13 protein-coding genes are annotated in these 19682 nt (G+C 75.6%); 10 read left to right on the top strand and 3 right to left on the bottom strand.

The genetic code is table 11. The annotated features are described in order from the left end of the window. Window positions 1–169 precede the first annotated feature (169 nt). From ACFVFR_RS11350 to ACFVFR_RS11335, 4 genes are all read left to right on the top strand, one after another. Complete coding sequence (locus tag ACFVFR_RS11350) at window positions 170–370, top strand: helix-turn-helix transcriptional regulator (protein WP_383699837.1); 201 nt, start codon at window positions 170–172, stop codon at window positions 368–370. Between the two features lie 223 nt (window positions 371–593). Further along, window positions 594–839 carry a heavy-metal-associated domain-containing protein gene (locus ACFVFR_RS11345; RefSeq protein ID WP_383699835.1) on the top strand — a complete coding sequence of 82 codons (246 nt, stop codon included), beginning with the start codon at window positions 594–596 and terminating at the stop codon, window positions 837–839. 943 nt (window positions 840–1782) lie between these two features. Beyond that, the gene (locus tag ACFVFR_RS11340; protein WP_383699833.1) at window positions 1783–3021 is read left to right on the top strand and encodes an MFS transporter; all 1239 of its coding nucleotides are present in this window, start codon (window positions 1783–1785) and stop codon (window positions 3019–3021) included. Window positions 3022–3891: 870 nt separating this feature from the next. Then, a complete protein-coding gene (locus ACFVFR_RS11335) occupies window positions 3892–4431 on the top strand; it encodes a TetR/AcrR family transcriptional regulator (RefSeq protein WP_383699999.1) in 540 nt (179 codons plus the stop codon). Between the two features lie 345 nt (window positions 4432–4776). On the opposite strand, the gene ACFVFR_RS11330 is transcribed toward ACFVFR_RS11335, so the two are convergent. Then, window positions 4777–6066 carry a citrate synthase gene (locus ACFVFR_RS11330; RefSeq protein WP_383699997.1) on the bottom strand — a complete coding sequence of 430 codons (1290 nt, stop codon included), beginning with the start codon at window positions 6064–6066 and terminating at the stop codon, window positions 4777–4779. 102 nt (window positions 6067–6168) lie between these two features. Continuing rightward, window positions 6169–8457, bottom strand: coding sequence for an ATP-dependent RecD-like DNA helicase (locus ACFVFR_RS11325; protein WP_383699831.1), 2289 nt, complete (start codon window positions 8455–8457; stop codon window positions 6169–6171). 442 nt (window positions 8458–8899) lie between these two features. On the opposite strand from ACFVFR_RS11325, the gene ACFVFR_RS11320 reads away from it, so the two are divergent. The 5 genes from ACFVFR_RS11320 (at window position 8900) to ACFVFR_RS11300 (ending at window position 17440) form a co-directional block, all read left to right on the top strand. Further along, on the top strand, window positions 8900–12109 hold the full coding sequence (locus tag ACFVFR_RS11320) for a PEP/pyruvate-binding domain-containing protein (RefSeq protein ID WP_383699829.1): 3210 nt from the start codon (window positions 8900–8902) through the stop codon (window positions 12107–12109). Further along, a complete protein-coding gene (locus ACFVFR_RS11315) occupies window positions 12106–13638 on the top strand; it encodes a hypothetical protein (protein WP_383699827.1) in 1533 nt (510 codons plus the stop codon). The genes ACFVFR_RS11320 and ACFVFR_RS11315 overlap by 4 nt, the downstream gene beginning before the upstream one ends. A gap of 762 nt (window positions 13639–14400) precedes the next feature. Next, on the top strand, window positions 14401–15573 hold the full coding sequence (locus ACFVFR_RS11310) for a LacI family DNA-binding transcriptional regulator (protein ID WP_383699825.1): 1173 nt from the start codon (window positions 14401–14403) through the stop codon (window positions 15571–15573). A 148-nt stretch (window positions 15574–15721) separates the two neighbouring features. Continuing rightward, window positions 15722–16366 (top strand): hypothetical protein, encoded by a 645-nt coding sequence (locus tag ACFVFR_RS11305; protein WP_383699823.1) that lies wholly within the window; start codon window positions 15722–15724, stop codon window positions 16364–16366. Between the two features lie 195 nt (window positions 16367–16561). Then, complete coding sequence (locus ACFVFR_RS11300; protein WP_383699821.1) at window positions 16562–17440, top strand: sugar phosphate isomerase/epimerase family protein; 879 nt, start codon at window positions 16562–16564, stop codon at window positions 17438–17440. On the opposite strand, the gene ACFVFR_RS11295 is transcribed toward ACFVFR_RS11300, so the two are convergent. Then, complete coding sequence (locus ACFVFR_RS11295) at window positions 17385–18536, bottom strand: EamA family transporter (protein ID WP_383699819.1); 1152 nt, start codon at window positions 18534–18536, stop codon at window positions 17385–17387. The two genes, ACFVFR_RS11300 and ACFVFR_RS11295, sit on opposite strands and share 56 nt — an antisense overlap. 227 nt (window positions 18537–18763) lie before the next feature. On the opposite strand from ACFVFR_RS11295, the gene ACFVFR_RS11290 reads away from it, so the two are divergent. Next, entirely contained in the window at window positions 18764–19672 is a 909-nt protein-coding gene (locus ACFVFR_RS11290; protein WP_383699818.1) for a LysR family transcriptional regulator, read from the top strand. The last annotated feature ends 10 nt before the right edge of the window (window positions 19673–19682 follow it).

Here is a 19682-nt window from a genome sequence, read left to right as displayed (position 1 = left end):
CACATTCGTCACGCTTATCCGGCCCTTCCGTCACAGACCATCAACAGGTGTTCGCCGCCGCTCACTCAGCGTCGTTCACCGGGCACAGCTCAAGTGATCAACGACAGTTCCACCGCGACACCCCCGACGGCCCCCGGCCGTGGTCGCGGTGGTCTGGGAGGCGCGAGACATGACCGATCGCAGGCTTTGGTCGTACAAGGAAATCGCGGCACACATCGGCGTCCAACCGGACACCGTGCGCTCCTATCGCAAACACGGGCTGCTGCCGGCCCCCGACGTCGTGGAGGGCGGCAAACCCTTCTGGCTCGCGGACACCATCCGCGAGTGGGTCCAACGCCGACCGGGCAACCGTCCGCGCCGCGACGGCTAGCGCCCGACACCCGCACCGCCCGCGCCGGGCCGCCGCTCGGGCGGACACCCGGCACCCGTACCGCCCAACGGCGAGCCGCGGGCGTTACGTTCGACGGAGCGACTGGACCAGACCACAGGGGTGCGCAATACCCCCCAGGGGTATAACATGGCCTTCGTGGGGACGACCGGGAAGAGACGCCGGAGCCCCTGAGACCACCAGGCCCCTCCCCGAGGAGACACCCATGACCTCCGCCGAAGCGCCCCAGTCCGCCGACGTCACCACCGTGTACACGGTCACGGGCATGACCTGTGGCCACTGCGAGGGCGCGGTCACCGAAGAGGTATCGGCACTGGACGGCGTCACGTCCGTCACGGCCGTGGCCGCCAGCGGCCAGGTGACCGTCGTGTCGGCCACCGCGCTGGACGACGACGCCGTGCGCGCCGCGATCGACGAGGCCGGCTACGAGCTCACCGGCCGGGCCGCCTGACCGCCCCCGCACCACCGGCACCTTCGAGGCCGGGCCACCCGGAGCCCCCAGCGGCCCACCGGACGGCCCGGCCTCCGCGCGTGACGCCACCCCTCGCGCCGACTCGCGTACCGGCGCGCACGCCGACCGACGTACACCCATCCGCGCCGAGCGACGTACCGACCCACCGACACGCGCGCCGAGCCGACGCGACACCGCGCCCCCGCGCCACCGGTTGTACGGAGAAATCGACTCGAACGTCTTCACGAAATCCCCATAGGGTGCACAACACCCATACGCGAGCGCCCAGATATTCAAATCGAGACCCTTGCCCGAGTACGCCCCTATATGGCAAGAGACGCAGATCACAGTGGAAGGGGGGTAACCATTCGCGGGGGTCGCGAGTCTAACTGGGTGGTGCTGGGACGTCTTGGGGGACGTTTCCAGACTGCGCGTGGCCGGGGCGACGTACCGGGGAGCTTTGAGCGGCCCTCCCGCATGTACGCGTCCCGGCAGATCGCGGGCGCCTGGCCCTTGTGGCCAGCAAGGCTCCCGGCCGGGTCCCGTGGGGGGAATCCGTTCCGGGGAACAGGAAGCGCCCCGCTCCGACCCGTGGGGGGATCGGTAGCGGGGCGCTTTCATGTGCGCGCGACCCCGATCCGGGCCCGCCGGACGAACCGCCGGAGCCCGTGACGCCACCTCGCGGGGGCGCGCGGAAGCGCGGGCTGACAGCGCGCCGCGACCACCCCTTCGCCCGCGCGCGACAGTTTCACTTTCTTCACATACCGCCTTCCCCTCGGACCCGCGTACGCCCCGTCGACGCCGGCCCGCTACCTCACCATGCCCACCGCGCCCACCATCGCGGCGTCGCGGCGCGCCCTCACGTCGAGCCTTCGCGGCGCGTCCGTGATAGAAACTTGGACGATCGTCTCACTTTCTCTGTCCTCCTCTGTCAGGAGTCGCGATGGCCAACCCCTACGGCGCGCTCTTCGCCGCACCGGGCGCCCGAGCCTTCAGTGCCGCCGGATTCGTCTCCCGCATGCCGCTGTCCATGACGGGCATCGGCCTGATCACGATGCTGTCCGACCTGCGTGGCCAGTACGGGGTCGCCGGCGCCGTCGCCGCCACGTTCACGCTGGCCATGGCGTTCGTCGGGCCCCGGGCCTCCCGGCTGGTCGACCGGTACGGGCAGGGCCGGGTCCTGTTGCCGGTCACCGGCGTGAGCGTCGTCGCACTCGGAGCGCTGCTGCTCTGCGCGCACTACGACGCGCCGGTGTGGACGCTGTTCGTCCTCGCGGCGATGGCGGGCTGCATGCCGAGCATGGCGGCGATGGTCCGGGCCCGCTGGACCGAGCTGTACCGGGACTCCCCCCGGCTGCACACCGCCTACGCGTGGGAAACCGTCGTCGACGAGGTCACCTTCATCGTCGGCCCCGCGCTGTCGGTGCTGCTGTGCACGACACTCTTCCCCGAGGCCGGGCCGCTGGTGGCCGCCGCGCTGCTGGCCGTCGGCGTCGGGTTGTTCGTCGTCCAGCGCGGCACGGAGCCGCCGGTGCGGGTGGCCGCGACGACCGCGCAGGGCTCGCCGTTGCGCGACGGGGCGCTGCGGGTGCTGGTGCTCACGCTGGTCGCCGGTGGCGCGATCGTGGGCACCGTGGACGTGGTGAGCGTGGCGTTCGCCGACGAACAGGGGCAACCCGGCGCGACCGGCCTGGTGCTGGCGGTGTACGCCGTCGGCTCCTGCACGGCCGGCCTGGTCTTCGGGGCCGTCACGCTACGGGCGCCGCTACCCCGGCTGCTCGTCGCCGGCGTCCTCGGCACGGCCGCCACCACGCTGCCGTTCCTGTTGGTCAACAACGTGGTCACGCTGGCGGTCGCGGTGTTCTTCGCGGGCGTGTTCTTCGCGCCCACCATGATCACGATCATGAGCCTGATCGAACGCATCGTGCCCGCGCACCGGCTGACGGAGGGCATGACCTGGGCCACCACCGGGCTCGCCACCGGCGTCGCCCTCGGCTCCGCGCTCTCGGGCCTGATGGTCGACGCGTTCGGCCCGCGCGGCGGCTTCGCCGTAGCCGTCACGGCCGGCGCCACCGCGCTCGCCACCGCTGCCCTGGGCTACCCCCGCCTGACCGCCCTCCCCTCGACCGACACCACGCCGGGCCCCGAGTCACGGAGCGACGTGAGCTGCGGAGCGACGTGAGCCGCGGAGCGACGTGAGCTGCCGAGCGACGTGAGCCGCGCGGAGAGCGCCGGGCGGGGCACCGCCGGGCGGGCGCCGAGCCCGGCGCGGCGTTGGCGGGGCTCCCGCGCCAGGGTGTCGGGGTGAGCGGTACGCCGGAGCGCGGGGGCGACCCTCGCCCCGGGGCGGGTGACCTCGCGCCCGGGATGGGAGCTGCCGCGGGGCGGGGCGTGGTCGGCGAAGGCTGAGGATGCCCTCGTGCCCGGGGGCGGGTCTCCCGTCGCGGGCCGGGGGAAGGGCTCGGCGCTGGTGCCGGTCGGGCTCCGCGTCGGCGGTCCGCGTAGGCGGTGGGGCGGAGGTCGCGCGCCGCGGGCGGAGGGGGGCGCCGAGGCGAGGGGCGGGGAAGGCGTCGCGGCGGGGCCCGGGGAGGTACGGTCACGGTGACTGTCGGTGTGGGTCGTACGTACGGGCTCGTGCGCGGGGAGTCTGGCACGGCGCGGGACTGGTCGGACGCCCGGCGGGTCGCGGCCGGGCGGCTCCGGTTCTGGTCGCGGGCCGTGCGGCGCGCATGTCGGGTGCGGGCGCCGGGGGCGCGGAGGCCGTGGCCGGAAGGTCGGAACCGGCAGACCGGGCCCCAAGGCGTCCCGGCACTTCGTCGCGTGGGCGCGGGCCGCGACCGACAGCGGTCCTCCGTCGACTGCGGCTGAACGCGACGCGTTACGGCCGCCCGGATCACGGGAGCTTGCCCTGAACGAGCGTGAAACCTCGCCCCCGCCCGGCGGCGACGCCGCCGACACCCACCAGCCGCCCGACCCGGCGGAACCGCAGCCCCCGGCCCCCCGCCGGGGCGGGCGGCCGACGGGTCCCGCGCCGGCGACGGACGGTCGGCGGCTGAAGGGCGAGCGGCGGCGGCAGGCGCTGATCGAGGCGGCGTTGCGCGTGGTGGAGCGGGAGGGTGCGGCGGGCGTGAGCCACCGGGCGGTGGCCCGCGAGGCCGCGCTGCCGACCGCGTCGGCCACGTACTACTTCCGGGGCATCGACGATCTGCTGTGCGCCGCGCTGACCAGTGTGATGAGCGAGGACGCCGACCGGATGCGGCGGCTGGCCCGCGCGACGGACGGCGGGCTCGACAGCCGCCGGACGCTGGCCCAGCTCATGGCCGACGTCGCCGCCGAACCGGGGCGGCTGCTGGCCGAGTACGAGCTCTACCTGCTGGCCGCCCGACGCCCCGAGCTGCGACAGGTCACCCAGGTGTGGCTGGACGCGGCGGCCGACTTCGCCCGCCGCTACACCGACGACCCCGTACGCGTACGGATCGTCGTCGGCGCCATCGACGGCCTGCTGCTCCAGGCGCTGCTCACCGACGACCCGCCCGGCGTGGCGGAGTTCGAAGAGGTGCTGAACACCCTGCTGCCCTACGCGGACGAGTAGCCCCCGCGGCCACCGGCCACCGACGCCGGCGAACACTCCCGCGAACACGACGGCAGGCGGCCGAGCGGAGCGCCGGCCGAGCGCGGGGCGACGGGGGCGGACCGACTGGACGGGGGCCGGCAGGGTGGGGGCCCGCGGGGTGGGGGCCGGCAGGGTGGGGCGGTGCGGGTCGGTGGTCGGCTGGGGTGGGCTTGGCCTGGCGCGGGGGCTGGAAAGGAAGAGCCCACACGCCGGGGTGGCCGAAGCGGGGCGGGCCGGCGTGTGGGCGGGGCCGTGGTGGGCGGGGCGGGGCGCGCTACCGCACGCGGCGGGCGGACCGCACCCCGCCTGTCCCGGCGCGAACGACTAGCGCTGCTCCACGGGGACGAAGTCGCGCTCGACGACGCCCGTGTAGATCTGGCGCGGGCGCCCGATGCGGGAACCGGGCTCCTTGATCATCTCGTGCCACTGGGCGATCCAGCCGGGGAGCCGGCCGAGCGCGAAGAGCACGGTGAACATCTCGGTGGGGAAGCCCATCGCGCGGTAGATGAGGCCGGTGTAGAAGTCGACGTTCGGGTAGAGCTTGCGCTCCACGAAGTAGTCGTCGGCCAGGGCGTGCTCTTCGAGCTTGAGGGCGATGTCCAGCAGTTCGTCGGACTTGCCGAGCGCGGAGAGGACGTCGTGCGCCGCCGACTTGATGATCTTCGCCCGGGGGTCGAAGTTCTTGTAGACGCGGTGCCCGAAGCCCATGAGCTTCACGCCGTCTTCCTTGTTCTTCACCTTGCGGATGAAGGTGTCGACGTCGCCGCCGGAGCTCTTGATGCCCTCCAGCATCTCCAGCACCGACTGGTTGGCGCCGCCGTGCAGCGGGCCCCACAGGGCGCTGATGCCCGCCGAGATCGAGGCGAACATGTTCGCCTGCGACGAGCCGACCAGCCGCACGGTCGAGGTCGAACAGTTCTGCTCGTGGTCGGCGTGCAGGATCAGCAGCTTGTCCAGGGCGCTGACCACGACCGGGTCCGGGTCGTACTCGGCGGCCGGCACCGAGAACGTCATCCGCAGGAAGTTCTCGACGTAGCCCAGGTCGTTACGGGGGTAGACGACCGGGTGGCCGACCGACTTCTTGTACGCGTACGCGGCGATGGTCGGCAGCTTGGCGAGCAGCCGGATCGTCGACAGGTGCCGCTGCTGCTCGTCGAACGGGTTGTGGCTGTCCTGGTAGAACGTGGACAGCGCGCTGACCACGGACGACAGCATCGCCATCGGGTGGGCGTCGCGGGGGAAGCCGTCGTAGAACCGCTTCACGTCCTCGTGGAGCAGCGTGTGCTGGGTGACCTCGTTACGGAAGGTGGCCAGCTCGTCGACGGTCGGCAGCTCCCCGTTGATCAGCAGGAACGCCGTCTCCAGGAAGGTGCTCCGCTCGGCGAGCTGCTCGATCGGATAACCGCGGTAGCGCAGGATGCCCTGCTCACCGTCGAGGTAGGTGATCGCGGACTTGTACGCGGCGGTATTGCCGTATCCCGAGTCCAGGGTCACCAGACCGGTCTGGGCGCGGAGCTTGCTGATATCGAAGCCGCTGTCGCCGACGGTGCTCTCGATCACCGGGTAGGAGTATTCGCCGTCCCCGTGCCGCAGTACTACAGAGTTGTCGCTCACGTCATCCCTCACCGACGTTGTGCCTCTTCTTCGAGGTGCCCTGACTAGCTCTACCTTCCCCCATTTGGACGATGAACGTGCACTCGGGGTCGGCCATCGGGCCTAATTGCGGCACTGAGTGCCGCCATCGTGTCCATCCTGCCCCCTTCCTGCCGATTCCGGAAACCCGGTGGAACCGGAACGCGGTGCCTCACCGCCGAGCCGGTGATCGAGGGCGGTGTGGCGCCGGCCCGCCGAGACCGTGCGGACCGCCTGCCCCAGCGCCTTGCGGGAGCCCACCAGCACCACGAGCCGCTTCGCCCGCGTCACCGCCGTGTAGAGCAGGTTGCGCTGGAGCATCATCCACGCGCCCGTCGTCACCGGGATCACCACCGCCGGGTACTCGCTGCCCTGCGAGCGGTGGATGGTCACGGCGTACGCGTGCGCCAGCTCGTCCAGCTCGTCGAAGTCGTACGCCACCTCCTCGTCCTCGTCCGTGCGCACCGTCAGCCGCTGCTCCTCGTTGTCGAGCGCGGTCACGACGCCGACCGTGCCGTTGAAGACGCCGTTCGCTCCCTTGTCGTAGTTGTTGCGGATCTGGGTGACCTTGTCCCCGACACGGAAGATCCGGCCGCCGAAGCGCCGCTCGGGCAGATCCGGCCTGGCGGGCGTGACGGCCTGCTGAAGCAACCCGTTGAGCGCCCCCGCGCCCGCGGGGCCCCGGTGCATCGGGGCGAGGACCTGCACGTCGCGCGGGTCGAGCCCGAACTTGGCGGGGACGCGCCGCGCCGCGACGTCGACCGTGAGCCGCCCGGCCTCCTCGGTGTCGTCCTCCACGAAGAGGAAGAAGTCGGACAGGCCCTGGGTGAGCGGCGGCTCCCCCGCGTTGATCCGGTGCGCGTTGGTGACCACTCCGGACTGCTGGGCCTGCCGGAAGATCCGGGTCAGCCGGACGGCCGGGACCGGGCTGCCCGGGGCCAGCAGGTCCCGCAGCACCTCGCCCGCGCCCACCGAGGGAAGCTGGTCCACGTCACCGACCAGCAGCAGGTGCGCGCCCGGCGGCACCGCCTTGACCAGCTTGTTGGCCAGCAGCAGGTCCAGCATCGACGCCTCGTCGACCACCACCAGGTCGGCGTCCAGCGGCCGGTCCCTGTCGTACGCCGCGTCGCCGCCCGGCTTGAGCTCCAGGAGGCGGTGCACGGTGGACGCCTCGGCGCCGGTCAGCTCGGCCAGCCGCTTGGCGGCGCGGCCGGTGGGCGCGGCGAGCACCACCTTGGCCTGCTTGGCCCGGGCCAGCTCCACCACCGAACGCACGGTGAACGACTTGCCGCAACCGGGGCCACCGGTGAGCACGGCCACCCGCTCGCGGAGCGCCAGCCTGACCGCCTCCTGCTGCTCGGGCGCGAGGTCGGCGCCGGTGCGGCGGGCGAGCCAGGCCAGCGCCCGGTCCCAGTCGACGTCCTGGAAGCCGGGCATCCGGTCCTCCTCGCTCCGCAGCAGCCGGCGCACCGCCCCGGCCAGCGAGAGCTCCGCGCGGTGGAAGGGGACCAGGTACACGGCCGTGATCGGCTCGCCGTCGGCGGGGCCGGGCACCGCTTCCCGGACGACGCCCTCCGGGTCCTGGGCCAGCTCGCCCAGGCACTCGATGACCAGCCCCGTGTCGACCTGGAGCAACTTCACCGCGTCCGCGATGAGTTGCTCCTCGGGTAGGTAGCAGTGGCCGTTGTCGGCGGACTGGGACAGGGCGTACTGCAGGCCGGCCTTGACGCGGTCGGGGCTGTCGTGCGGGATGCCGACGGCCTGCGCGATGCGGTCGGCGGTGAGGAAGCCGATGCCCCACACGTCGGCGGCCAGCCGATAGGGCTGGTTGCGCACGACGGAGATGGAGGCGTCGCCGTACTTCTTGTAGATGCGCACCGCGATGGAGGTGGAGACCCCGACGCCCTGGAGGAAGACCATGACCTCCTTGATGGCCTTCTGCTCCTCCCACGCGGCGCCGATCATCTTCGTCCGCTTGGGGCCGAGGCCCGGCACCTCGATCAGCCGCTTCGGGTCCCGCTCGATGACGTCCAGCGTCTCCACGCCGAAGTGCTCGGTGATCCGGTCGGCGATGCGCGGTCCGATGCCCTTGATCAGGCCGGAGCCCAGATACCGGCGGATGCCCTGGACGGTGGCGGGCAGCACCGTCGTGTAGTTCTCCACGGTGAACTGCTTGCCGTACTGCGGATGGGAGCCCCAACGGCCCTCCATGCGCAGCGACTCCCCCGGCTGGGCGCCCAGGAGCGAGCCGACGACGGTCAGCAGGTCGCCGGAGCCACGCCCCGTGTCGACCCGCGCGACCGTGTAGCCATTGTCCTCATTGGCGTAGGTGATCCGCTCCAGGACCCCTTCGACCACCGCGAGCTGCAACATGAGGCGACCGTATCGCCGAAGACCGACAGCCCGTGCGGGCCTGTGGATAACTTCGGGAACGCCGTGAGGGGCCCGGTCCACGGACCGGGCCCCTCTGGCTTCCCCCTCCACCGGCTTCGCTCGAAATCCCCCCGGATCCCCCTCCGCGAAAGCCTGACGACCCGTACGACCCGTCGCGGCCGGGAAGGGTTGCACGCCGCTCCCGGATTTCTGTCCGCGCCACGGTCGGCCTCGCGTGACGGGGGGTCAGGGCGGAGGTCGGGGGCGGGCGTCGGACGCGCCCTGGCCCGCTCACCGTCGCGCTGTCAACATCGTGAGAGGTGGACAGGCGTCGTTTCGGCCCCGCGTAACGCTCGGCGCTCGCCCCCCTTCGTCCCGCTGTCAGGCACCGGGCCAGGCCCGCGCGTCCCCCCTGTTGGCGGCCGGAACGGAAGGGTGTCCGATGACAGACGACGACCGACCGGGCCCGCGCGTGGCGCCCGGGAAGCCCGAGCCCCCCGCCCACCTCCCAGGCCCGGCCCAGCACGCCACCCCGTCGGACGGCACTGCCCTGGCCAACGCGCGGACCAGTGGCGCGACCGAGCCGCCTGACCTGCTGTTCCTGGCCGACCCACGGGCGCGTGACGTGCGGCTCGCCGGCTCCAAGGCGGCCCACCTGGCGCGCGCGGCGCATGCCGGACTCCCGGTGCTGCCCGGGTTCGTCCTGCTCGACGGGGCGGCGGTCGGTGTGGAGCACGGGCCCGTCCACGACGCCTGGCACGCCCTGAGCGACGGCGGCCGGCGCCCCCTGGTGGTGCGCTCGTCCTCGCCACGGGAGGACACCCGAGAGTCCTCGCTGGCCGGGCAGTTCGCGTCCGTGCTCGACGTGCGCGGCTGGGCGGCGTTCCGCACGGCGGTGGCCACGGTGCGCGCCTCCGCGCACCGTGGCCACCCCGTCCAGCCGGGGCAGCACGAGCCCCACCCCGCTGGGCCCCGACCCACCGGACCTCACCCCGCCGAGCCCCGCCGTGGCAAGCCGCGCCCCGGTGGGCCGGGGGCCGACCCGTGCGCGCACGCCCCCGGCGCGGGAGACGGCGCGCCGGTCGGCCGGGCCGCGCGGCACGGCCCCGCCCCGATGGCCGTACTGGTGCAGCCCATGGTGTCGGCGCGGCTGGGCGGCGTGCTCTTCGGCGCCGACCCGCTCACCGGCCGCGCCGACACGCTGCTGGTCAGCGTCGTACGCGGCGGCCCCGACGCGCTGGTCGGCGGGACGCGTTCCGGCACCACCTACCGGCTGAGCCGCCACGGCCGCCCCCGACGGGAGGACGGCACACGGGGACGGGCGCGGCCCGAGGCCAAGCGGGTCACGGGCGCCCGGGGCGCCGGCGACCGCTCTTCCGGGGCCGGCTGTCACCCCTCCGAAGGCGGCGGTACGCGCGCGGGCGCGGGCGAGGCTCCGGGTGTCAGCGGGGGCGGGGCGCCGGGCTCGTCCGGGGCCGGGCCCTCGGGCGGCGGTACGCGCGCGGCCTCGCACGGCGGCGGGGGCGCGGCGCCGCGCGACGACGGGGGCAGGGGCCCGAGCGGCCTCGACGGCCAGGACGGCCAGGACGGCCAGGACGAGGGTGCCGCGTGGCTGACGGGGCGGCAGGCGCGGCGGTTGGCGGGGCTCGCGCGGCGGGGGCGGCGGGTGTTCGGCGGGGCGCAGGACATGGAGTTCGGGTTCGACGCGGAGGGGCGGCTGTGGCTGTTCCAGAGCCGACCGATCACCGCGCTGGCTCCGACGCCGGAGCGCCGCGCGCGGCTGCTGGGGCCCGGGCCGGTGGCCGAGACGTTGCCCGAGACGCTCCAGCCGCTGGAGGAGGACCTGTGGGTGACGCCCATGGCACGGGGCCTGGCCGCCGCCCTGGACATCGGGGCCGCCGCGCCGCGCCGCAGGCTGCGCGCCCTGCCCGTGGTCCGTGCGGTGGGCGGGCGGGCCGTGGCCGACCTGGAGTTGCTCGGGGTGGCGGGCCGGCCTCGGCACCGGCTGGTCGCCGCGCTCAACCCGCTGCCGGGCGCGCGTCGGCTCGGCGCCGCCTGGCGGCTCGGCAGGCTGCGCGGCGAACTTCCCGGGCTCAGCCGCGACCTGCTCGCCGACGTGGACCGGCAACTCACCGAGACGCCGCCGCCCGCGACGCTGCGGCACGCGGAGATCCTGGCGCTGCTGCGCTGGGGCCGGAGCGCGCTGGTCGCCCTGCACGCCCAGGAGGCCCTGGCGGGCGCCCTGCTCGCCAGCGGCCCGGGCGAGCCGGTCGCCGGGGGCCGTGGAGGTGGCGCGAGCGGCACGTACGGAGCGGGCGACACGGCTCGTACGGACGGGGCGGAACGCGCGGACGACGCGACGGGCGCGCGGGGCGGGGGCGGGGCGGGGATCGGGCGCCTTGGTGTGCGTGGCGCGTTCGTCCGTCGGCCCGTCGCCGGTCAACACGCCACCGGTGACGCTCCGTTGTCCGGCGACGGGCCGGACGGCAGGGACGGACCGGGCGAGGCGGGCCGAGCGGGGACGGCGGCCGGGCGGGCGCTCGGCGCGCTGCGTGAGGGCCGGGCACGGGGACTGTCCGACGCTCGCATCATCGCCGGGAGTCCGCTCGTCCTCGCCCTGGTGCCGCCCCGCCTCGCGGCCCCCACCCGCCTCCCTGAGCTCCCCCACGCGTCGGGCGGGCACCCAGGCGGGGCAGGGTGGTCGGCACCTTCCGAGGCGGCGGCTCCAAGGGGTGGCGGCCCGCCAGCCGCCGTGGCGGCGACACTCGCGCCGCGCGAGGGGCTGCGGCTGCGCGTGCGCTGGGTGCACGAGTTGCAGGTCAGACTGGTTCGGGAGGTGGCGGCGCGACTCGTGGCGCGGGGCGCGCTACGCGAGCCCGACCGGGTGGCGCTGCTGCGCTGGCGCGAGTTGGCCAGCGCGCTGGCGGGCGGGCCGTTGCCGGCCGACCTCGCCGAGCGGCTGCCCCGGCCGCCGTCGGCCCCGCTGCCGGACGCCTTCCGGCTGACGGCGGACGGGGTGGCCGTACCGGAGGCCGTGGCGTACGCCGCCGGTCGTACGCCCGGGGCGGGTGGCGGCGGGCAGGGCGTCTCCGTCGGGCGCGCCCACGGCACGGCCTGGGACGGGACGGGGCCCCGGCCCGCGTCCGCCGTACTCGTCACGCGCACCCTCGATCCCGCGCTGGCTCCACTGCTGCCGGAGCTGAGCGGGCTGCTGGCGCAGACCGGCGGCCCGCTGTCCCATCTGGCCCTGCTGGCCCGCGAGTCCCGGCTGCCGGCCGTGGTCGGGGTCGCGGACGCGGTGCGCCGCTTCCCGCCGGGCTCGGGCGTCGTCCTCGACGGCGCGACGGGCGCGGTGGGCCACGCGCCACCCGCCGAGCCCCGGTCGTCGCCATCCGACAGACCCGCCGCGCCGGACCGGTCGCCCCCGCCCGCCGGCACCGGCGCCCCGCCCGCCGGCGCCCCGGGTCCCGGTGACCGCGACGCCGGGCGCGACCGGCCGGCGGGGCCCGGCCGCGAGGGTGCGTGCGACCGCTCGGGCCGGGACGGCCGCACGGGCGCGGGCGGCGACACCGGTCCGGGTGACCGGCGCGGGCCGGCCGATGGCACGCCCACGGAGCGACACGTGGGACGGGGCAAGGAGGTTGACGGATGAAGTTCCTCGCGTACTTCTTCGGCGGGGCCGCCGCCGTGGGAGCCGCCGCCTATGTCGTCATCTACCTGTACCGCTGGCAGTGGCAGCGCGCCATCCTGTGCGGCGTCCTGCTCGTCATCATCGAGGTGCTGCTCTTCGCACTGGCGCTGCTCGGCCGCATGGCCCGCCTGGAGGCACACGTACGGGACCACATCGAGCGCCAGGCGCACGCCCCGGCCGGACCGTGTACGCGGGCGCGCCCGGAGGAGCACGCGGCGTACGGTCCCGGCCCGGCCGCCCGGGGACCCGAGGGCGGGCCCGCGCCGTACGCGTCCGCGCGCCCCGCCCCGCCCCACGAGACCGCCCGGTACGCCACCGACCCGTACGCCGCCACCCCCGCTCACCAGGCCGCCCCGTGCACCGGGCCCGCGCCCGGCGCCCCGGGCAACGCGCCCCACGGCGACGCTCGCCGCCCGGCCGCCGTCGACGCGCCCCACGGCGCCGAGGACGACCCCGCCCACGGCCACGGCTGTGACCACTGTGGGAGTCGCGCCCGAGGCGACGCCCGTACCCCACGTGGCGAACACGCCCACGGTGGCGAACCCGCCCACGACGCCCAGGGCTCCGCCCGTGCCCAGGCCGGCGAACGCGGTGACGGGCGCGCGTACGGCGGGGGCGACGGCGGCGCCCACCGCTGGGGCGACGGCCCGGACGCGGGCCCCGGCCGTGACGGGGCGGGCGGCGGGCCGGCCGCCGGGGGCCCGTGGGAGTGGGTCCCCGAGCGCTCCGACGGGGACGGCGACGGCCGCTGGGGGCGGGCCCTCGGGGACACCGACCGGGCGGCGGGCCGGGCGCGGCGGGGCGCGGGCGGTGGGCGGTCCCCGTTCCGCTGGCTGGAGGAGCCGTTCGACGCGGGTACCCACCGCACCCACGTGTTCGTGCCCGTCCTGATGATCACCGGACTCGTGTTGTCCGGGCTGGCCTGGCTCGTGCAGCGGATCGCCGAGGCCACGGTGCGGCCGGGCGTCGAGCGCCGGCTGGCCGGCCGGCTGGCCCCGCTCGCCGCCCCGCCGCTCGGCGCCGCGCGCGACCAGCCCGACCTGGAGGACCTGCCGCCGCTCGGCGGCCCGGACGCGGCCAGGTGGCGCCGACGTCGACGCCTGGCGGTGGTCCTGGGGGTGGTGGGAGCGCTGTCGCTCGGCGCGACGCTGGTCGGCCTCGCGGAGCTGACCCAGACCCGGCAGCAGCGGGCCAACCGGGCGGCGGCGACGTCCGTACTGGTCAAGGTGGTGGTACGCGGCGAGGCGACGCCCGGCAGGGCCGACCTCGCGGCGCGCCAACTCTGGGAACGCTGCCGGGACTCGACCTCCGTACCGCTGCGACGGGCCGCGCTGACCAGCCTCGGCGACGACCTGTACGCCGGCGTCGTCCATCCGGCGCTGGCCGACCACGACCGCATGCGACTGCGCGGCTGTCTGGAGGACGCCGGCGTGGACCGTACCCACCTCACCGTCGTCGGCGTGAGCGAGGCCCGACCGGACGACGCCTGACCCGCCACCCGACGCCACACCCGACGGCGCGCCTCCCCCGCCCCGCGTCCCGTCGGACCGCGCCGGCCCCCCCGCGCCGCGTCGCGCCACCGCGCCCGTGCCGTAGCGCGCCGCCCCCGGCCGAGGGGCGGCCGTCCCCGGCGCGCGGTCGTGGGGGACGCGGGGCCGACCCCCCTCCACCGCGCGCACATCCGGCACGGTTACCCTGCGGCTGACCCCGGGGCGCGTACCCGGCGGCGCGGCGCCGCCGCGCCGTCGCGGGCACCGGCGAGTGCGCGGGCGCCGCTCGCGGCCCGCCGCTCGGGCGGCCCGCCGTCCGTGACCGACGGCCCGCACCGGGGCAGGACATCCACAACCGATCGACTACACGGCAACCGACCACACCCCGCACCGCCCGCACCCGCGCACGACAGTCCCGACGAACGAGCCCGCACCCATGACAGCCCCCAGGGCCTCCACGGCCCTCACAGCCGCGACCGCCCCGGCCGTCGACGGCCCACCACGGACGGCCCCCGCTCGGCGTCCGCCAGCGACCGACGCGCGGGGCCGCGTACCGATGACCGTCGGCACGCGGCGTACATCACGGGCGAACGCGGTAACTCCCGTACGACACACCGCGTCTCGACCCCGACCGCGTCGTGGGGCCACCGACTCCGGCGACGCGGACCGGCGACGACAGCGACAACCAGACAACAGGCGACAGCCACGGCGGCGATGCCGTCGTGGCAGTGGTGGAGGACGGCGGCGGATGGAGCGGAAGCGATGACGGTGACCCTGGCCGACGTGGCGGCGCGGGCCGGGGTGTCGGCGGCCACCGTCTCCCGCGTACTCAGCGGGAACTACCCGGTCGCGGAGGCGACCCGGGCCCGGGTGCTGCGGGCCGTCGACGATCTGGACTACGTCGTCAACGGCCCGGCCAGCGCGCTCGCGGCGGCCAACTCGGACCTCGTGGGCATCCTCGTCAACGACATCGCCGACCCGTTCTTCGGGATCATGGCGGGGGCGATCCAGTCCGAGATGGGGCCCGCCCTCCCGCTGGCCGGCAACGAGGCATGGGGCCCGGTCGGCGGCGCGGCGGCGGCCAAGCCCGGGGGCGGCCCGGCCGGTCCGGGGACGGTGGCCGAGAAGCTGGCCGTCGTCTGCAACACCAACGGCTCCCCCGAACGCGAACTCACCTACCTCACCCTGCTCCAGCGCCAGCGCGCCGCCGCCGTCGTCCTCACCGGCAGCGCGGCCGACGGCGCGGAGCACACGGAGCGGCTGGCGGCCAAGGTGGCCAAACTGGTCTCGGCCGGTACCCGGGTGGTGCTGTGCGGACGACCGCCCGTGCCGGGCGCGCTCGCGCTCACCTTCGACAACCGGGGCGGTGCCAGGCGCCTCACCGAGCACCTGCTCACCCTCGGCCACCGGCGCATCGGCTACATCGCCGGCCCCGTCGACCGCACCACCACCCGACACCGGCTGGAGGGCCACCTCGCCGCCCTGGCCGCGCACGGCCCGCCGACGACCCCCGCGACCCCGCACGCGCCCCCGAACCGGCCCTCGACCGGCGAGGGGCCGCCGCTGGTCGTGCACGGGGCGTACGACCGGGCCTCCGGGTACGACGCGGCCTGTGAACTGCTGCGCCGCGAACCGAACATCACCGCGCTGGTCGCCGCCAACGACACGGTCGCCCTCGGCGCCTGTGCCGCGCTCCGCGACCTGGGGCTCAGCATTCCGCGCGACGTCTCGGTCGCCGGCTTCGACGACCTGCCGTTCAGCGCGGACGCGGCCCCCGCGCTCAGCACCGTGCGGCTGCCGCTGCACGAGGCGGGCGCCCGGGCGGGACGACTCGCACTCGGCCGGGAGGCCACGCCCCCCGGCGGGGTGGCCATGATCCGCGCCGAGCTGATGATCCGCGACTCCACCGCCCCGCCCCCCGCCACCCGCGACTGAGCGGACCGGGAGCCCCCGTACGGACCGGCCGCCCGCCCTCGTCAGCGGGCGTTACACACCGGCCGCGCACCGCCACCCGCCCGGGGCGGGTCCGGAACCCGCGGGGGTGGCGGGGTCGGGGAGTCGGCCGGTTCGTAGGATCGGCCGCATGGGCCATGAGAAGAGCGAAGTCGAGCGGGTCCTCGCGGCCTGGCGGACGCTGACCGACTGGTTGGCCGAGCACGCCCCGACCTCCCACGCGTCGATCCTGCCGCCGGCCTCCGAGCGGGAGTTGGCCGACGCGGACCGGACGCTGAACTCCGCGCTCGGCTTCGGGCTTCCCTCCGAGATGGTGGCGCTGTGGTCCCTCGCCGGCGGAACCCGACACGTCGACATCGACGCACTGGACGAACAGGGCGAGGTGCACACCGGCCGCTTCCTGCCCGGCGGCGTCCTGCTGTCGCCCGGGGTGAGCGTCGGCCCGCGGCTGCACTTCGGGGCCGCGTGCGACGCGAACTACGCGGGCCCGTGGGTGGCCTTCCTCGGCAACGACGAGGAAGCGCCCGACCTGGGCCGCTACGCCGGCGCGCGGGGGGTGGGCGGCTGGCAGACCTACGAGGGCGGCGACGCGGGCTCGCCGGTCTGGCCGTCGGTGGCCGCGTACCTGGAAGCCGTGAACCGCGCCCTCACCGAGGGCCCGGCGGATCTCCTGGGCCCCGACCTGCCCGGCCTCGTGTACGGCTGTCTGGTCTGGGAGGACCCGGCGAACCCGGCCATGACCCAGGCCCTGGAGGACTGGCGCCCGCTGCGCTGACGGCACGGGCCCACCGCCCCACGGGCCCCGTACGCGAGAGCGTCCCGTCCCGTTCGGGCGCGCCGCCCCCGTGGACCCGTACGGTTCGGCCACGCCGTCGGCGGGCAGATGGGGCCGTGGCGGGATCGACCCGACCCGCCGCGCCACCCGGCGCCCCCGTGCTCATCCGTGCGCACCGACCGACCTGGAGCCCGCGTGAAACTCGCCTTTTCCACCCTCGGCGTTCCCGGACTGCCCGTTCCCGACGTCGTCCGGTTGGCCGTGGACAGCGGCTACCAGGGGGTCGAGCTGCGAGCGCACCCCGAGGAGCCGGTGCACGTGGGACTCGGCGCGGCCGAACGGGCGAAGGTAGCGGCGCGGTTCCGGGACGCCGGGGTGAGCGTGCTGGCCGTCGCCGGTTACGCGCGGGTCGCCGAGGCGGGCGACGACGGCCCGGTCCTGGCGGAGACGCGCGACCTCCTCACGCTCGCCCACGACCTCGGCGCACCGTACGCGCGGGTCTTCCCCGGCGGCGGCGACCAGGACCCCGCCGAGGCCGACGCGACCGCCGCCCGCCGCCTGGCCGCCCTCGCGCCGTACGCCCACGACCTCGGGGTGCGGCTGCTGCTGGAGACCCACGACTCGCACCGCACCGCGGCCGACGCCTGCCGGGTGCTCGGCCTGGTCGGGCATCTGAGTGTGGGGGCGGTCTGGGACCTGCTGCACACCTGGCTCGGCGGCGAGGAGCCGGCCGCCTCGCACGCCGCGCTCGCCCCGCACCTGGGATACGTGCAGGTCAAGGATGTCGCCTCGGCCCGGGACACGGCCCCGCTGCCGCTGGGCGCCGGGGTGCTGCCGCTGCCCACGTGTCTGACCGAGCTGGTACGGACCCACTTCGCCGACGCCTCGCGGCAGCGGAGCGCCGAGGGCTGGGTGTGCTGGGAGTACGAGAAGCGCTGGTATCCCGACGCGCCCGACCTGGCCCCGCTGCTCGGCCCCGGCCGGGAGCACCTGCTCGGGCTGCTGGCCGGCGCCGAGGTCAGCGAGCCCGTGGCCCGGGAGCACCGGCTGCGGGAGCCCGGCCAGCACCCGTAGCGGGCACGGTACCCCCGGCCGGGCCGACGGTGCCCCCGGCCGGCGGGCCGCCCACCCCGACCGCGCCACCGCTCATGACCGGGCCGGCGGCGCCGGAGCCGCCCGGACCGGGAACGCCCGTACCCGCGCCTACCGCCGGGCCAGCCACGCCCGAGCCAGCCGCGATCCCGGCCTCCGCGATCCCGGCCGCACTCCGCACACCCGCACCGCCCGTGCCACCCACGGCCCGCCGGCCCAGCCGCCCGACGCCGGCCAGCGACGTCAGCGCGACGCCGCCCACCAGCAGCGCGGCGGCCACCCAGCGCAGCGGGGTGACGTCCTCGCCCAGCAGCAGGGCCGCCGAGGACATGCCGAAGACCGGCACCAGGAGCGTGAACGGGGCGACCGCCGAGGCGTCGTAGGTGCGCAGCAGGAAGCCCCAGGCGCCGAAGCCGAACAGGGTGGTGAACCAGGCCACGTAGGCGATGGTGCCCAGGCCGCTCCAGTCCAGCGCGCGCAGCGCCGCCAGGTCCTCCTCGGGCCCCTCGAACAGCAGCGACAGGAACAGCAGCGGCAGCACCGGGACCACGCTCACCCAGACCATGAACCGCAGCCCGTCGGGCGGCGCGGCCTTGCGGGTCAGCACGTTGGACACGCCCCAGCACGCGGCTGCGGCCACCACCAGCGCGAAGCCGAGCACCGGGCCGCCGGTCCCCTCGTCCACGGCCGCCACCGCGATGCCGCCCAGCGCGACGCCCATGCCGACCAGCCGTATCCCGCCCGGCCGCTCGCCCAGCGCGAACGCGGCGAACAACACCGTGAACACCGCCTGCACCTGGAGCACCAGCGAGGACAGGCCGGCCGGCGCGCCCTGGTCCATGCCGACGAACAGCAGGCCGAACTTGGCCACGCCGAGCGCGAACCCGACGCCGATCACCCAGCGCCAGGGCACCTGCGGCCGGCCCACCAGGAAGACGGCGGGCACGGCGGCGGCCAGGAACCGCAGCGCGCAGAACAGCAGCGGGGGGAAGTGGTCGAGACCGATGTCGATGGCGATGAAGTTGACGCCCCAGGCGGCGGCGACGAACACGGCCAGGGCGATGTGTGCGGGACGCATGGTTCGAGGATCGACGCAGCCGACCTTGTAGCACCAGCGCGAGTATCTGCATGATTGGTTGAAGCAGTGCTACAAATAGCGGTGCCGGACACGACGGCACCGGAACACGGTGGCGCCCCGTACGGCGGTGCCGGGCGCGACGGCCGGGGCCGGCCGCTCCGGTCGTGGACAGCCCGCGTCGTGGCGCGGGCGCCGCGCCGTGTGGTGCGAGGACCCCTGGGGGGAACATGTTGGATCTGTCCCGGTTGCGGGCCCTGCACGCGGTGGCCGTGCACGGGTCGGTGAGCGCGGCGGCCGTCGCCCTCGGGTACACCCCGTCGGCGGTCTCGCAGCAGATAGCCAAGCTGGAACGGGAGACGCGGACCACGCTGCTGGAACGGCAGGGGCGCGGCATCGCCCTGACGGACGCGGCCCGACAACTGGCGGACACGGCACAGCAGTTGCTGGCGATCGTGGAGCGTGCGGAGACCACGCTGGAAGAGCGGCGCGGGCAGCCGGCGGGGCGGCTCGCGGTGGGCGCGTTCGCCTCGGCCGCGCGCGGCCTGCTCCCCTCCGTCCTGGCCGAACTCACCGAACGACACACCGGGTTGGACACCCGGCTGGTCGAGGTGGACCCGCATCTGTCGCCCGACCTGGTGGCCCGTGGGGTGATCGACCTGGCCGTCACGCACGACTGGGACATCTCGCCGCTGCCGGCGCCCGAGGGCGTGCACCGGGTCGTCATCGGCGACGACCCCTCGGACCTCCTGGTCCCCGGCGACCACCCGTTGGCCGGCCGCACGGAGCTGGCGCGCGCGGACCTGACCGACCTGCGGTGGATCTGCCAACCGCCGGGCACGGTGTGCCACGACTGGCTGGTGCGCACGTTGCGCGCCTCGGGCCACGAACCCGACCTCGCCTACCAGGTCGCCGAGTACCACACCCAGTCGGCACTGGTCGCCGCCGGCCTGGGCGTCGCGCTGGTACCCCGGCTCGGGCGCGGCCCCGTGCCCGAGGGAGTGGCCGTCGTCCCGCTGGAGCCGACGCCGGTGCGCCGGCTGTACGCGCTGTGGCGGCCCGGCGCCGCGCGCCGCCCGGCCATCACCGAGGCGGTCCGCGTCCTGCGGGAACACTGGCCGCGCCGCGCCGCGGCCTGAGGCCGCGCTC

Origin of the sequence: Streptomyces sp. NPDC057702 (assembly GCF_042799315.1) — a bacterium.
Classification (GTDB): Bacteria; Actinomycetota; Actinomycetes; order Streptomycetales; family Streptomycetaceae; genus Streptomyces.
This window is presented reverse-complemented; position numbering and strand designations above follow the sequence as displayed.